Consider the following 12,914-nt stretch of genomic DNA (forward strand, 5'->3'; position numbering starts at 1 on the left):
GGGTAGCACGCGCCGGTCCTACCCGAGGAGGATCTTCGCGTGGAACAGGTGCTGGTGGTGGACCCCGACGGCAACCCGGTGGGCACGGCGACGCGCGCCAGGGTCCGTGCCGAGGGCCTGTGGCACGCGTGCGCGGCGATCGTGGTGCGCTCGCTGGACGGGACGCGGTTGTACGTGCACCGGCGCACCGACACCAAGGACGTCTACCCCGGCCTGTACGACCCGACGTGCGGCGGCGTCGTGGCGGCGGGCGAGACGCCGGACGACTGCGCGGCGCGCGAACTGGCCGAGGAGCTGGGCGTGCGGGCCGTTCCGCAGTTCCGGTTCCGGACCCCGTTCGTCGACGGAACGATCCGCTACGTCGCGCACGTTTACGAGGTGCGCTGCGACGGGCCGTTCGCGCACCAGCCGGAGGAAGTGGCCTGGGGCGGCTGGATGACCCTGGACGAGGTGCGGACGAAGGCGGCGGACCCCGACTGGCCGGTGGTGCCGGACGGTCGGGCCCTGATCCTGGAGTGGTTCACGTGGGCATGATGTTCGCGATGTCGATCCCCGGCCTCGCCCTGCTGCTGCTCGTGCTGGCGGCCGGTGAGCAGGTGTGGCGGGCGGTCCGGCGGCGCAAGGGCCACCCGGTGGTCTCGGCGGCCGCGGTGGACGAGTTCACCACCCTGTTCTCCGGCGGCAAGCACATCGAGCTGCGACAGCGGCAGGTGACGTTGATGCTCGGCGAGGACGAGGAGTCCGGCGCGCCGCCGCGCGGGCCCGTCGACCTCGACTCGGGCGCCGTGCGGCTCGCCGTCGACCCGGACCGGCGGCTCAGTCCCAGGCCAGCGACGCCCGAGTAGCCCAGTACCCGTCGGCCGGCTCCGCGAGGTCCGCCAGCTCCTCCGGGTCCAGCTCGACGTCACGGGACTTCAGGTTCGCGCGCAGCTGGTCGGGGCTCGCCGCGCCGGACAGCACGACGTCCGCCCACGGCTGGGCGCGCACGGCGGCCAGCGCGATCGCGTCCGGCCCCACCCCGTGCGCCTCGGCCAGCTCCCGCACCCGCGGCGGCGGGTCGACGGCGAGCCGGCCGTTGGCCAGGCACTCTTTGACGAACACCTCCGCGCCCGACTCGGCCGCCAGCGCCAGCGCCGGCCCCACCGACGTCTCCAGCACGTTCCACGTGGACTGGACGGCCTCGAACAGCCGCCGACCCTCGACCTCCAGCTCCAGCGCGCGCCGCACCGTGTCGGCCTGGCGCGGGCCGGACGTGGAGAAGCCGAGGCGGACGCCCGAGTCGCGCAGCTCCCCCAGCGCCACCAGCAGCTCCGGGTCGCCGTACAGCGGGCTGTCGTCGGTCAGCGAGTGCACCTGGTACAGCCCGAGGTGGGCGCCGAGGAGGTCCTTCGTCTCCTGCCACTGGCGGGTGAACCGGTCGAGCGAGTGCTCCTTGACCTCGTGCGTGGCCGCGTCGCGCCGCCAGTCGGCGACGTAGGCGTAACCCCACTTGCTGGACACCCGCACGTCCCGGTGCCCGCGCGCGGCCAGCCACGCGGCCAGGAACTCCTCCGACCGCCCGTACGAGCGGGCCGCGTCCACGCGCCGCACGCCCGCCTCGTACGCGGCGTCCAGCACGGCGTGGCACTGCGCGCGCATGGCGTCCACGTCGCGGTGGTCGGGCAGCGCGTGCTCACGGCCGAGGTTGATGTAGGCGGGGCGGCCGAGGGCGGCCAGGCCGAGGGCGAAGTCGGGCACGCCGACACGGTAACCGGCGACCCCGGGAGGCCGCCGGTTACCGTGTCCCGCGGCGAGCCGTCCTCAGGCGTCGCGGCGCAGCAACGTCGCCGCGCCCGCGCCCAGCGCCACCACCAGGTACGCGACCATCGCCAGGCCCGCCTGCACCGGCGACAGCGGCGCGTCGGGCACCTCGCCCGCCAGCTGGGGCGCGAGGACCGGGACCATCACCGAGTACGCCCGCTCGTTCCACGGCTCCGGCAGCAGCAACGTCACCGTGGGCAGCACGAACAGCAGGCCGCACAGCGACACCAGCGCGCCCGCCGTCGACCGGAGCAGGAACCCGAGGCCCAGGCCCACCAGGGCGACCAGCACCATCGAGGCCACGTTCGCCAGCAGGACCGGCGCGGCGTCGCCGAACGAGTCGTACGCCGAGATCGGCCGCGGCCGGTCGCCCGTGATCAGCTCGCCCACCAGGTAGGCCGACAGGGTGGTGGCCAGGGCCAGGACCAGTGACGCGGCGGCCACGACGGCGGTCTTGGCGACCAGGTAGCTCCCCCGGCGCGGCACGGACACCAGCGCGGTGCGGATCATGCCGCTGCCGTACTCCGAGGTGATCGCCAGCGCGCCCAGCACGCCGAGGCTGAACTGGCCGAACGGCACCGCCACGACGCCGGGGTCGGCCGTGCCGAACTTCTGCTGGAGGTCCGGCGGGGACGTGTCCCAGTCGGCCGTCATCAGGTACGACACCAGCGCGCCGACGGCCAGGACCGCCGCCATCGACAGCACCAGGTACGTGGTCGAGCGGACCGAGCGGAGCTTCAGCCACTCCGAGCCCAGCACGTCGGTCATCGGGCGTCCTCCTTGGTGCGGTACTCGACGCTGTCCTCGGTCAGTTCGAGGTAGGCGTCCTCCAGGGACGCGCTGCGCGGCGTCAGCTCGTGGACGGGGATGCCGGCGCGGAAGGCGAGGTCCGCGATGTCGGGCGCGTCGAGCCCGGCGACGAGCAGCGCGCCGTCCTCCGCGCGGACCGTCGCGCCGGCCGCCGTGAGGGTCCGCGTGAGGGCGTCCGACGACGGCGTGCGCAACAGCACGTCCCGCTTGAACTTGTCCTGCAGGTCCCGCATGGACGTCTCCAGGATCAGCCTGCCCCGCCCGATCACGATCACCCGGTCGGCGGTCAGGGCCATCTCGCTCATCAGGTGGCTGGAGACGAGGACCGTGCGGCCCTCGTGGGCCAGGCCGCGCATCAGGTGGCGGATCCAGCGGATGCCCTCCGGGTCGAGGCCGTTCACCGGCTCGTCGAACAGCAGCACGCCGGGGTCGCCGAGCAGGGCGGCGGCCACGCCCAGGCGTTGCTTCATGCCCAGGGACAGCGATCCGACGCGCCGCTTGGCCACGCCCGCCAGGCCGACCTGGTCCAGGACCGCGGCGACCCGCCGGTCCCCGATGCCGTTGCTGCGGGCCAGCACCCGGAGGTGGTCGCCCGCCGACCTGCCGCCGTGCACGGCCCCCGCGTCGAGCAGCGCGCCGACGTGGTGCATCGGGCGCGGGACGTCGGCGTAGCGGCGGCCGTCGACGAGGGCTTCGCCGCTGGTCGGCCGGTCCAGGCCGAGGATCGCGCGCATGGTGGTGGACTTGCCCGCGCCGTTCGGGCCGAGGAACCCGGCCACGTAGCCGGGCTTCACCTCGAACGACAGGTCGTCCACGGCTCTGGTGCCGCGGTACCGCTTGGTCAGGTGCCTTACCTCGATCATGGGCCGAGCGTGCCCGGCGCGGGAGCCCGGCGGATCGGACCCGGGTCCGTGATCGGAGGTCGGACCGTGGTCCGACGCGACCCGCCCGACGGCCGGATACCGTGCCGCCCGTGAGGTCGCGAGTCCTGCGGTTGCTGCCGACCGCCTACCTGTACGTGCTCGACGTGGCCGCCGCGGCGGTGATGGTGCTCGTGTACCTGGAGTTCGCCGAGACCAACGGCGCGCCGTGGTGGCTGGGGTACCCGCTGGCGCTGCTGATCGGGGCGCCGCTCGCGGTCCGGCGGACGTGGCCCGTGGCGGTCCTGGCGGTCGTGGCGACGGCCCAGCACGTGGCCACGGTCGCCCACGTCACGCTGGAGCCGTACGGGGCGACGGCGTTCGCCCTGTACCTGGTGGCGTCGACCTGCTCGCACCGGGTAGCGGTGGGCGCGTTGGCCGCGTCGCTGGGGCCGGCGTGGGTCGCCGTGCTGATCAGCGAGCCGTGGCCCGAGGCCGTGGGGCTGTGCGTGTTCGTGACGCTGGTGGTCGGGGCGGCGTGGGCGTTGGGCCGCACGACGCGGGTCCGCCGGTCGTTCGAGGTGCGCGAGGCGGCCGAGGCGGCGGCCCGGGCGGTCGTCGAGGAGCGGATGCGGATCGCCCGCGAGCTGCACGACGTCGTGGCGCACAGCCTGAGCCTGATCACGGTCAAGGCCGGGGTCGCCGCGCACGTGGCGGCGGACCGGCCCGGTGAGGCCGTGGACGCGCTGCGGGTGATCGAGGACGCGTCGCGCGGCACGCTGGTCGAGATGCGGCGGCTGCTGGGCGTGCTGCGGTCGGAGGACGCGGCGGTCGAGCTGGCGCCCCTGCCCGGTCTGGACGACCTGCCGGAGCTGGTGTCGCGGGCGTCGCCGGCGGGGGTCGCGGTGTCGTTGTCGGTCTCCGGCCGGGTGCCCGACGCGCTCGGGCTGACCGTGTACCGGATCGTGCAGGAGTCGGTGACGAACGTGATCAAGCACGCGGCGCCCGCGTCGTGCGACGTGTCGGTGGTCGTGGACGACGGGTCGGTGGTGGTGACGGTGGTCGACGACGGGCCGGGTGGACGGGCGCCTGCCGGCGGCGGGGGCGGGCACGGGTTGATCGGGATGAGGGAGCGGGTGGCGGTGTACGGAGGAGCGTTCTCGGCCGGTCCGCGCGCCGGCGGCGGGTTCGCGGTGCGCGCCGAGGTGCCGCTGTCGTGATCGACGTGGTGGTCGTGGACGACCAGGCGCTCCTGCGCGGCAGCTTCCGGGTGCTCGTGGACTCCGCGCCCGACCTGCGGGTCGTCGGCGAGGCGGGTGACGGCGCGGCGGCGGTGTCCGTGGTGCGGGCGACGTCGCCCGACGTGGTGCTGATGGACATCCGGATGCCGGGAGTGGACGGCATCACGGCGACGCGCGAGGTGTGCTCGTCGTCGTCGGCGCGGGTGCTGATCCTGACCACGTTCGACCTCGACGAGTACGTGTACGCGGCGCTGCGGGCCGGCGCCAGCGGGTTCCTGCTGAAGGACACTCCCCCGGCCGACCTGCTGGCCGCGATCCGGGTGGTGGCGGGCGGCGACGCCCTGCTCTCACCGTCCGTGACGCGCCGGCTGGTGGCCGAGTTCTCCCGCACCCCCGCGCCCCGCGTGGTGCGGCTCGACGGGGTGACCGAGCGTGAGCGGGAGGTGTTGACGCTGATCGCCCGCGGGTTGTCCAACGCCGAGATCATGCGCGAGCTGCACCTGTCGGTCGGCACGGTGAAGACCCACATCGGCCGCCTGCTGCACAAGCTCCAGGCCCGCGACCGGGCACAGCTGGTCATCGCCGCCTACGAGTCGGGCCTCGTCACCGCCCGCTCGTGAGCCGCCCGGACCCGCCACGCGGGCCGTCCACGCCGCCGCGCCGCCAGGCCGACCGCCGCGTGGGCCGTGCACCGAGCGTGCGCCCCGTCGGCAGCCCCGCACGCGGAACGCCCGCCCAGCCGGGTGGCTGGACGGGCGTTCCAGGCGGGTTGCGGTGTTGCGGCGATGCGGTGTTACAGGTACTGACCGGTGTTCGTCGCCGTGTCGATCGCCCGACCCGACTCCTGGTTCTTGCCGGTCACGAGCGTGCGGATGTAGACGATCCGCTCGCCCTTCTTGCCGGAGATCCTGGCCCAGTCGTCCGGGTTGGTCGTGTTGGGCAGGTCCTCGTTCTCGGCGAACTCGTCCACGATCGCGTCCAGCAGGTGGCGCACCGACAAGCCCGGCTGCTTGGTGTCCAGCAGGCTCTTGATGGCCGCCTTCTTCGCGCGGTCGACGATGTTCTGGATCATGGCGCCGGAGTTGAAGTCCCGGAAGTACAGGACCTCCTTGTCACCGTTGGCGTAGGTGACCTCCAGGAACCGGTTCTCCTCGGACTCCTCGTACATCCGCTCGACCGTGTGCTGCACCATGCCGTCGATGCAGGCCACCGGGTCGCCGCCGAACTCGGCCAGGTCGTCGGCGTGCAGCGGCAGGTCGGGCGTCAGGTACTTGTTGAAGATGTCCTTCGCGCCCTCGGCGTCCGGACGCTCGATCTTGATCTTGACGTCGAGCCGGCCCGGGCGCAGGATCGCCGGGTCGATCATGTCCTCGCGGTTGGAGGCGCCGATCACGATCACGTTCTCCAGGCCCTCGACGCCGTCGATCTCGCTGAGGAGCTGGGGGACGATCGTGGTCTCGACGTCCGACGACACGCCACTGCCGCGGGTCCGGAAGATCGAGTCCATCTCGTCGAAGAACACGATCACCGGGGTGCCCTCGGAGGCCTTCTCCCGGGCCCGCTGGAAGATCAGCCGGATGTGGCGCTCGGTCTCGCCCACGAACTTGTTGAGCAGCTCGGGGCCCTTGATGTTGAGGAAGTAGCTCTTGGCCTCGCGGTGGTCCTCGCCACGGGCGGCGCTGACCTGCTTGGCCAGGGAGTTCGCCACCGCCTTCGCGATGAGCGTCTTCCCGCAGCCGGGAGGGCCGTACAGCAGCACGCCCTTCGGCGGGCGCAGCTTGTACTCGCGGAACAGGTCGGCGTGCAGGAACGGCAGCTCCACGGCGTCGCGGATCTGCTCGATCTGCCGGAACAGGCCGCCGATGTCCTCGTACTTGACGTCGGGCACCTCCTCCAGCACCAGGTCCTCGACCTCGGCCTTCGGCACGCGCTCGTACGCGAAGCCCGCCTTCGAGTCGACCAGGAGCGAATCGCCCGCCTTCAGCGGCGCGTCCATCAGCGGCTGGGCGAGCCAGACGACCCGCTCCTCGTCGGCGTGTCCCACGACCAGGGCACGGCCGATCGAGCTGTCCGCGGTCTCGGACTGCAACACCTCGCGCAGCGTGCAGACCTCGCCGGTGCGCTCGAAGTCGCCGCCCTCGACCACGGTCAACGCCTCGTTCAGGCGCACCGACTGGCCCAGGACCAGCGACGACGTCTCCACCGCCGGCGACACCGAGACCCTCATGCGACGACCGGACGTGAACACGTCCACCGTGCCGTCCTCGAACCGTGCCAGGAACACGCCGTAGCCGCTGGGCGGCTGGGCGAGCCGGTCCACTTCCTCGCGCAGCGCGAGGAGCTGGCTCCGGGCTTCTCGAAGGGTGTCGATGAGCTTCGTGTTGCGCTCGGTCAGTTGGCTGACGCGCTCCGTCGCCTCCGCCAACCGCTGCTCCAGCAGGCGGACGTGTCGTGGGGATTCCGTCAACTTGCGACGCAGCAACGCGATCTCGTCCTCGAGGAACCGGATCTGCGCTGTCAGCTCACCAGGGTTATTGCCTTTGTTCAGCTCGCCGCCCTCATCGGGCCGGCTGCCGGGATGACCGTGCTGCATGTCGGCACCCTCCTCCCGTGTTCGTCCCACAACGGTACCGGCGATCACCGACAAAAGCCGACACCCAGCGAGTTCCCGGGCGTCATGTGATCACACATACCGCCCGCTCGGCCGGACGAGTTGCTCCATATCGGTGTCAGCCGGCACCTACCACCCGCTACCGTGCGTCCCATACCTGTCACACCTGAGTGGTCCGGGCAGTGTCCACTGCCACCAGCGGAAAGTTCTAGGAGAACGTGATGTCCGTCCCGCCGCAGCAGCCGGGTCCGTACGGCCAGCAGCCGGGTCAATTTGGCCAGCAACCAGGCCAATTCGGCCAGCAGCCGGTGCCCGGCCAGCAGCCCGGCGGATACCCGCCGCCGCCCCAGGGCTTCCCACAGGGTGGGCAGCAGCCCGGCTACGGCACCCCTCCGGGCGGCTACGGGCAGCAGCCGGGCCAGCCGGGGCAACCCGGTCAGCCCGGCTACGGCCAGCAGCCGTACGGACCACCCGGCCAGTTCAACCAGCCCGGTTACGGCCAACCGGGTGGTTTCGGCAACCCCTACGGCGCGCCGCCCAAGAAGAGCCCCCTGCCGTGGGTCCTGGGCGGCGTCGGCGCCCTCGTCGTGATCGTCGTCGCCATCGTGCTGATCATGAACCTGGGCGGCGGCAGCGCCAAGGGCACCGCCGAGGCCGTCGTGGCCGAGATGAACAAGGGCGCCGACCTCAACCTCGACAACGTCCGCGACCTGACGTGCAAGAAGGACCTCGAGAAGCTCGACGAGCTGAAGGAGCAGATCGGGGCCGCCTCCTCCAAGGACGTGCCGGAGAAGTACAAGGACATCAAGACGAAGTACACGCTCGGCGAGGTGACCGAGACCGGCGACACCGCCGAGGCGAATGTCACCATCACCTTCACCGGCGTGCCGGAGGACATGAAGGAGTTCATGAAGGACAAGTCCGACACGATCAAGCTGATCAAGGAGGACGGGGACTGGAAGGTCTGCGGGTCCTTCGGCGGCTCCAACTGATCCGGTCCGACGCCCGAACGGCCCGCGCACCTTCTCGGTGCGCGGGCCGTTTTGGCTGTTCAGGCCCTTGATCAGCCCTTGGACGGTCGGCGCTGCGGCCGGGGCGGCGTGACGCCGTCGGCCAGCCGGCGGGTGGTCAGCAGGAACGCCGTGTGCCCGATCATCCGGTGCTCGGGCCGCACCGCGAGGCCCACCACGTGCCACGGCCGCACGAGGGTCTCCCACGCCTGCGGCTCGGTCCAGTGCTGCTGCTCGCGGATCGCCTCGGTGACCTTCGACAGCTGGGTCGTGGTCGCCACGTACACGACGAGCACGCCGCCGGGGATGAGGCTGCGCGACACGGCGGGCAGGACGTCCCACGGCGCGAGCATGTCGAGGATGACCCGGTCGACCTCGCCCTCGTGCTCGTTCACGTCGGCGACGGTCAGCGACCAGTTGCCCGGCCGCTCGCCGAAGAACTGCTCGACGTTGCGGATGGCGTGGTCGGCGTGGTCCTGGCGGACCTCGTACGACGTCACGCTGCCCTTCTCGCCGACCGCCCGCAGCAGCGAGCAGGTCAGCGCGCCGGAGCCGGCGCCGGCCTCAAGCACCCGGGCGCCGGGGAACACGTCGCCGTACATGACGATCTGGGCGGCGTCCTTGGGGTAGATCACCTGCGCGCCGCGCGGCATGGACAGCACGTAGTCGGCGAGCAGGGGCCGCAGCGCGAGGAACGACGTGCCGCCCACGGACACCACCACGGAGCCCTCGGGCTGCCCGATCAGCTTGTCGTGCGACAACGCGCCGCGGTGGGTGTGGTACTCCTTGCCCGGTTCGAGCACGATCGTGTAGTGCCGTCCCTTCGGGTCGGTCAACTGCACCCGGTCTCCCGGCTGGAACGGACCACTGGCGGTGCTCACCGCGGCGAACCTCCTGCTAAAACGCGCGTCAACAGCGCACGATGGTCGCACGGTGGTCCGGCGGCGCCCTTGGCGGCCTCCTGGCGCGACCCCTCGACGCGCCACGCCGCGAAGATCAGCGCCGGGCGGACCGCCTGCCCGCCGCGACAGCTTCGACGACCGAGTGGTAGACCGGCCAGCCGAGCAGCCAGATCCCGCCGACGAGGGTCATGCCGGACATCTGCCCCCACAGCGCCTGTGTGCGCTCCGGCGTGCCGACGACGTGCATCAGCAGCAGCATCACCCCGCACGCGATCGCCCACGCGATCGCGAACTTCCCCCACTCGCGCCACTCGTGGCGCACCCTCTCCGGCCCCTTCCTCGGCGGCTTGACGGGCGGCGGACCGCCCGCGAACCGGTGGGCGACCCGCTGGTCGGCCCACCGGAGCATGGAGTGCCCGAACGCCACGCTCACCCCCAGGTAGACCGCCGCGAGCCCGTGCGCCGTCGTCGCCTCTCCCCCCGACCGCAGGTCGAACACGGTCGCGACGAGCAGCACCACGTCCACCACCGGCGTGCAGACCAGGAGGGCCGCGCCGAGCCGGCGCATGTTCAGCGCGTACCGGGCCAGCAGCCCGGAGCCCAGGACGACCCAGAACCCGACCTCGCACGCCACGATGACGAAGACCAACGGATCGACCACGTGCTCCAGCCTGCGCGTCGGGGCGGCCCCGGCGCGTCGTCGGGCCGACCCACGGCGGGTCATCAGTTCGTAGGACGCCCGGCGCGCGGCCCTGTGCTGTGATGACGGGGTGGAGCTCCGCCGAACGCACCGCGACGTGCTGGTCGCGGTGGCGTTCTTCACCGTGGGGCTGGCGGTCAACTGGCTCGGCATGGACCTGGTGATGGGCGGTCCGGACTCGGCCACCCCGTTCTGGACGAGGTTCGCGATCCTCACCGCGGCGTGCGTCGGCCAGGCGTTCCGCCGGTCCGCGCCCGTGGTGGCGCTGGTCGTCGTCGCCTCGGCCACGGCGGTCGACCTGCACTTCGGGTTGAGCATGCCGGTGGTGATGGTGGCCATCGACGTGCTGTTCGTGACCGCGCTGCACGGCCCGCGCCGGCTGCACCGGGTGCTCGTCGGCGTCGTGGCCGCGGCGACGGTGGGCGTGGCCGGGGCGGTCGCCGTGGTGGGCGACTGGCGGCTGTCGTTCTACGCCGGGTTGCAGGTGTTCTCGCTGCTGGTGGTGCCGGTGTGGTGGGCGACGAACGTGCGGCAGCACCGGGAGAGCGCCGAGCAGATCGCGTTGATCTCCGAGCTGGACCGGCGGGCGGCGGTGAACGCGGAGCGCAACCGGATGGCCCGCGACCTGCACGACGTGGTCGCCGGGCACCTGTCGGCGATCGCGATCCAGTCCGAGGCGGTGCTGTCGATGCGCGAGGGCGACCCGGAGACGGTGCGCGCGGTGCTGCGGTCGGTGCGCGAGAACAGCGTGCGGTCGCTGGACGAGATGCGGATGATGATCGACGTGCTGCGGGCGGACGAGCCGGTGGACGAGCCGGTCGCGGTGCGGCTGGCCGACGTCGGCAGGCTGGTCGAGTCGGCCGCCGCGGGCGGGCTGGACGTGGAGCTGCGCGGCGCGGACGTGACCGGGCTGCCGGTGGCGGTGGACGTCGCGGCGTACCGGATCGTGCAGGAGGCGTTGACGAACGCGCTGAAGCACGCGCCGGGCGCGCGCACGTCGGTGGTGGTGGAACGGCAGGTCAGGCGGCTGGTGGTGGTCGTGCGCAACTCGGTGGGAGGGCGCACGGGGCCGCCGGGCGGGCCGGGTGGGTCGGGGACGGGGTTGGTGAGCATGGCGGAACGCGCGCACGTGGTCGGCGGGACGTTCGACGCGGGTCCGGACGGCGACGGCGAGTGGGTCGTGCGGGCGGAGCTGCCGCTGTGATCCGGGTGGTGGTGGCCGACGACCACGCGGCGATCCGCGCCGGCCTGGTGATGATCCTCAGCGGCGCGGACGGCATCGAGGTCGTCGGCGAGGCGGGTGACGGCGCGGCGGCGGTGCGGCTGGCGGAGCGGGAGCGGCCTGACGTCGTGCTGATGGACATCCGGATGCCCGGTGTCGACGGCATCGAGGCGACGCGGCGGCTCAGCGGCGTGTGCGAGGTGCTGGTGCTGACCACGTTCGACCTGGACGAGTACGTGCGCGGCGCGTTGCGGGCCGGCGCGGCGGGGTTCCTGCTGAAGTCGGTGGAGGCGCCGGCGCTGGTGGAGGCGGTGCGGCAGGTCGCGGCCGGTGACGGCGTGCTCGCGCCGAGCGTGACGCGGCGGGTGATGCGGGAGTTCGCCTCGGCCGCGCCCCGGTCGCGCCCGGCGGCGCTGGACTCGTTGACCGACCGCGAGGTCGAGGTGCTCCGGTGCCTCGGTGAAGGGCTGTCGAACCACCAGATCGGGCGAAAGCTGCACATCGGCGAGACGACGGTGAAGACGCACGTGTCGCGGGTGCTGACGAAGCTGGGCCTGCGGTCGCGGGTGCAGGCGGCGATCCTGGCGCAGGACGCCGGGCTGCTCAGCGGCGGTCCAGCGCTGCCTTGAGGTCCTCGCGGCGCAGCACGCCCGCGGGCCGGCCTTCGAGGTCGACGACCAGGTACTCCCAGGCGGCGGTGCCCTGCACGCGTTCCACCACTTCGGCGCCGCTCTCGTTCTCCAGGAGCACGGTCTCCGGCCGGATCGGCACGGCCGCCTGCTCCGCCGGGGCGTGCGGCGACGTGCCGGCCAGTCGGCGCGCCATCTCCCGGTCCAGCAGCCCGGCGGCGACGCCGTCCGCGCGGACCAGGACGACGCCCCGGCCGGCGGAGGCGGTGAGCGCGCCCGACACGGGGCTCTCGGCGGGCAGTTGCAGCACGGGCCGGACCAGCTCGCCGAGCGTGAGGCCGTCCGGCCAGGTGCTGCGGCGCTCGGCGGCCAGCTCGCCGCGCGCGCCGGCCAGCACGAACCAGGCGGTCAGCAGGCACACGCCGAACCTGATCCAGCGGTCCTCGGCGCCGTCCAGCACGCCCCAGACGGCCCAGGCGACGAGCAGCGCCGCCACGGCCCCGCCACCGACCACGGCCGCCTTCGTGCCCGACGCGCGGCGTCCCGTGGCGGCCCACACGCCCGCCCGCAGGATGCGCCCGCCGTCCAGCGGCAGGCCGGGGAGCAGGTTGAACACGGCGACGGCGGCGTTGGCGAACGCGGTCTGGGCGATCAGCAGCCAGATCGCGTCGGGTTCCGGGAACGTCGAGGCGGCGAGCGCGAACGCGCCGGCCAGGATGGTCGAGACGACCGGTCCGGCGACGGCGATGGCGCCCTCGTGGCCGGGCCGGGTCGGCGTGCGCATCACCTCGGACACGCCGCCGAGCAGGAACAGGCGCAGCCGGCGGACGGGCAGGCCGAGGCGCAGCGCGACCAGGCTGTGGCCGAGTTCGTGGGCCAGGACCGAGAGGCCGAGGAAGACCGCGAACGCGGCCGCGAGGAGGACGCCGGTGAGCCCGCCCGTGCCGGGCGCGATGCGACCGACCAGCGGCGCGTAGAGGACGACGATCGCCGCCGAGCCGAGCCACCACGACGGCGACAGCAGCACCGGTATCCCGGCCACGCGGAACAGCGGCAGCCCGCCGTCCCGGCCGACCTGCCGCCGCCAACTCCCCGTCGTCGCCACGTCCAGAGCCTAGGGCGCGGGGTG

14 protein-coding genes are annotated in these 12,914 nt (G+C 72.9%); 7 read left to right on the forward strand and 7 right to left on the reverse strand.

All coding sequences use genetic code 11. The features are described 5' to 3' along the window. The first annotated feature begins 39 nt into the window (after window positions 1-39). Together ACRAKH_RS22085 and ACRAKH_RS22090 are read left to right on the forward strand one after the other, a co-directional pair. Window positions 40-534 carry an NUDIX hydrolase gene (locus tag ACRAKH_RS22085; protein WP_380726383.1) on the forward strand — a complete coding sequence of 165 codons (495 nt, stop codon included), beginning with the start codon at window positions 40-42 and terminating at the stop codon, window positions 532-534. 8 nt (window positions 535-542) lie between these two features. Next, window positions 543-845, forward strand: a complete 303-nt coding sequence (locus ACRAKH_RS22090) for a DUF6191 domain-containing protein (RefSeq protein WP_380726381.1) — start codon at window positions 543-545, stop codon at window positions 843-845. On the opposite strand, the gene ACRAKH_RS22095 is transcribed toward ACRAKH_RS22090, so the two are convergent. From ACRAKH_RS22095 to ACRAKH_RS22105, 3 genes are all read right to left on the reverse strand, one after another. Continuing rightward, window positions 817-1,737 (reverse strand): aldo/keto reductase, encoded by a 921-nt coding sequence (locus ACRAKH_RS22095; protein ID WP_380726379.1) that lies wholly within the window; start codon window positions 1,735-1,737, stop codon window positions 817-819. The two genes, ACRAKH_RS22090 and ACRAKH_RS22095, sit on opposite strands and share 29 nt — an antisense overlap. 63 nt (window positions 1,738-1,800) lie before the next feature. Continuing rightward, entirely contained in the window at window positions 1,801-2,568 is a 768-nt protein-coding gene (locus tag ACRAKH_RS22100; RefSeq protein WP_380726377.1) for an ABC transporter permease, read from the reverse strand. Continuing rightward, the gene (locus ACRAKH_RS22105; protein ID WP_380726375.1) at window positions 2,565-3,473 is read right to left on the reverse strand and encodes an ABC transporter ATP-binding protein; all 909 of its coding nucleotides are present in this window, start codon (window positions 3,471-3,473) and stop codon (window positions 2,565-2,567) included. Before ACRAKH_RS22105 ends, ACRAKH_RS22100 begins: the two co-directional genes overlap by 4 nt. Window positions 3,474-3,583: 110 nt before the next feature. Between ACRAKH_RS22105 and ACRAKH_RS22110 the strand changes: the two genes are divergently transcribed. Continuing rightward, window positions 3,584-4,690 carry a sensor histidine kinase gene (locus tag ACRAKH_RS22110; protein ID WP_380726374.1) on the forward strand — a complete coding sequence of 369 codons (1,107 nt, stop codon included), beginning with the start codon at window positions 3,584-3,586 and terminating at the stop codon, window positions 4,688-4,690. After that, window positions 4,687-5,331: a response regulator gene (locus ACRAKH_RS22115; protein WP_380726372.1), complete on the forward strand. Its 645-nt coding sequence runs from the start codon at window positions 4,687-4,689 to the stop codon at window positions 5,329-5,331. Before ACRAKH_RS22110 ends, ACRAKH_RS22115 begins: the two co-directional genes overlap by 4 nt. Window positions 5,332-5,504: 173 nt before the next feature. Here the strand turns inward: ACRAKH_RS22115 and arc are convergent, their stop codons facing one another. Then, entirely contained in the window at window positions 5,505-7,304 is a 1,800-nt protein-coding gene (arc, locus tag ACRAKH_RS22120) for a proteasome ATPase (RefSeq protein ID WP_380726370.1), read from the reverse strand. A gap of 239 nt (window positions 7,305-7,543) precedes the next feature. On the opposite strand from arc, the gene ACRAKH_RS22125 reads away from it, so the two are divergent. Beyond that, window positions 7,544-8,314, forward strand: coding sequence for an Rv0361 family membrane protein (locus ACRAKH_RS22125; protein WP_380726368.1), 771 nt, complete (start codon window positions 7,544-7,546; stop codon window positions 8,312-8,314). A gap of 71 nt (window positions 8,315-8,385) precedes the next feature. On the opposite strand, the gene ACRAKH_RS22130 is transcribed toward ACRAKH_RS22125, so the two are convergent. Further along, entirely contained in the window at window positions 8,386-9,213 is an 828-nt protein-coding gene (locus ACRAKH_RS22130) for a tRNA (adenine-N1)-methyltransferase (RefSeq protein ID WP_380726366.1), read from the reverse strand. Between the two features lie 115 nt (window positions 9,214-9,328). Continuing rightward, window positions 9,329-9,895, reverse strand: a complete 567-nt coding sequence (locus ACRAKH_RS22135; protein ID WP_380726364.1) for a hypothetical protein — start codon at window positions 9,893-9,895, stop codon at window positions 9,329-9,331. A gap of 109 nt (window positions 9,896-10,004) precedes the next feature. Here ACRAKH_RS22135 and ACRAKH_RS22140 point away from each other — a divergent pair, with 109 nt between their 5' ends. Together ACRAKH_RS22140 and ACRAKH_RS22145 are read left to right on the forward strand one after the other, a co-directional pair. Then, window positions 10,005-11,138 (forward strand): sensor histidine kinase, encoded by a 1,134-nt coding sequence (locus ACRAKH_RS22140; protein ID WP_380726362.1) that lies wholly within the window; start codon window positions 10,005-10,007, stop codon window positions 11,136-11,138. Then, window positions 11,135-11,785: a response regulator gene (locus tag ACRAKH_RS22145; RefSeq protein WP_380726360.1), complete on the forward strand. Its 651-nt coding sequence runs from the start codon at window positions 11,135-11,137 to the stop codon at window positions 11,783-11,785. The genes ACRAKH_RS22140 and ACRAKH_RS22145 overlap by 4 nt, the downstream gene beginning before the upstream one ends. Here the strand turns inward: ACRAKH_RS22145 and ACRAKH_RS22150 are convergent. Beyond that, window positions 11,760-12,890: a site-2 protease family protein gene (locus ACRAKH_RS22150; protein WP_447009244.1), complete on the reverse strand. Its 1,131-nt coding sequence runs from the start codon at window positions 12,888-12,890 to the stop codon at window positions 11,760-11,762. The two genes, ACRAKH_RS22145 and ACRAKH_RS22150, sit on opposite strands and share 26 nt — an antisense overlap. Window positions 12,891-12,914: the final 24 nt, after the last annotated feature.

This window comes from Saccharothrix hoggarensis (assembly GCF_052936025.1).

Bases quoted from the DNA above. Each gene is read 5' to 3' on its own strand.
- ACRAKH_RS22090 (WP_380726381.1), top strand. From the start codon at position 543: ATGTCGATCCCCGGCCTCGCCCTGCTGCTGCTCGTGCTGGCGGCCGGT.
- ACRAKH_RS22100 (WP_380726377.1), bottom strand. From the start codon at position 2,568: ATGACCGACGTGCTGGGCTCGGAGTGGCTGAAGCTCCGCTCGGTCCGC.
- arc (WP_380726370.1), bottom strand. From the start codon at position 7,304: ATGCAGCACGGTCATCCCGGCAGCCGGCCCGATGAGGGCGGCGAGCTG.
- ACRAKH_RS22125 (WP_380726368.1), top strand. From the start codon at position 7,544: ATGTCCGTCCCGCCGCAGCAGCCGGGTCCGTACGGCCAGCAGCCGGGT.
- ACRAKH_RS22105 (WP_380726375.1), bottom strand. From the start codon at position 3,473: ATGATCGAGGTAAGGCACCTGACCAAGCGGTACCGCGGCACCAGAGCC.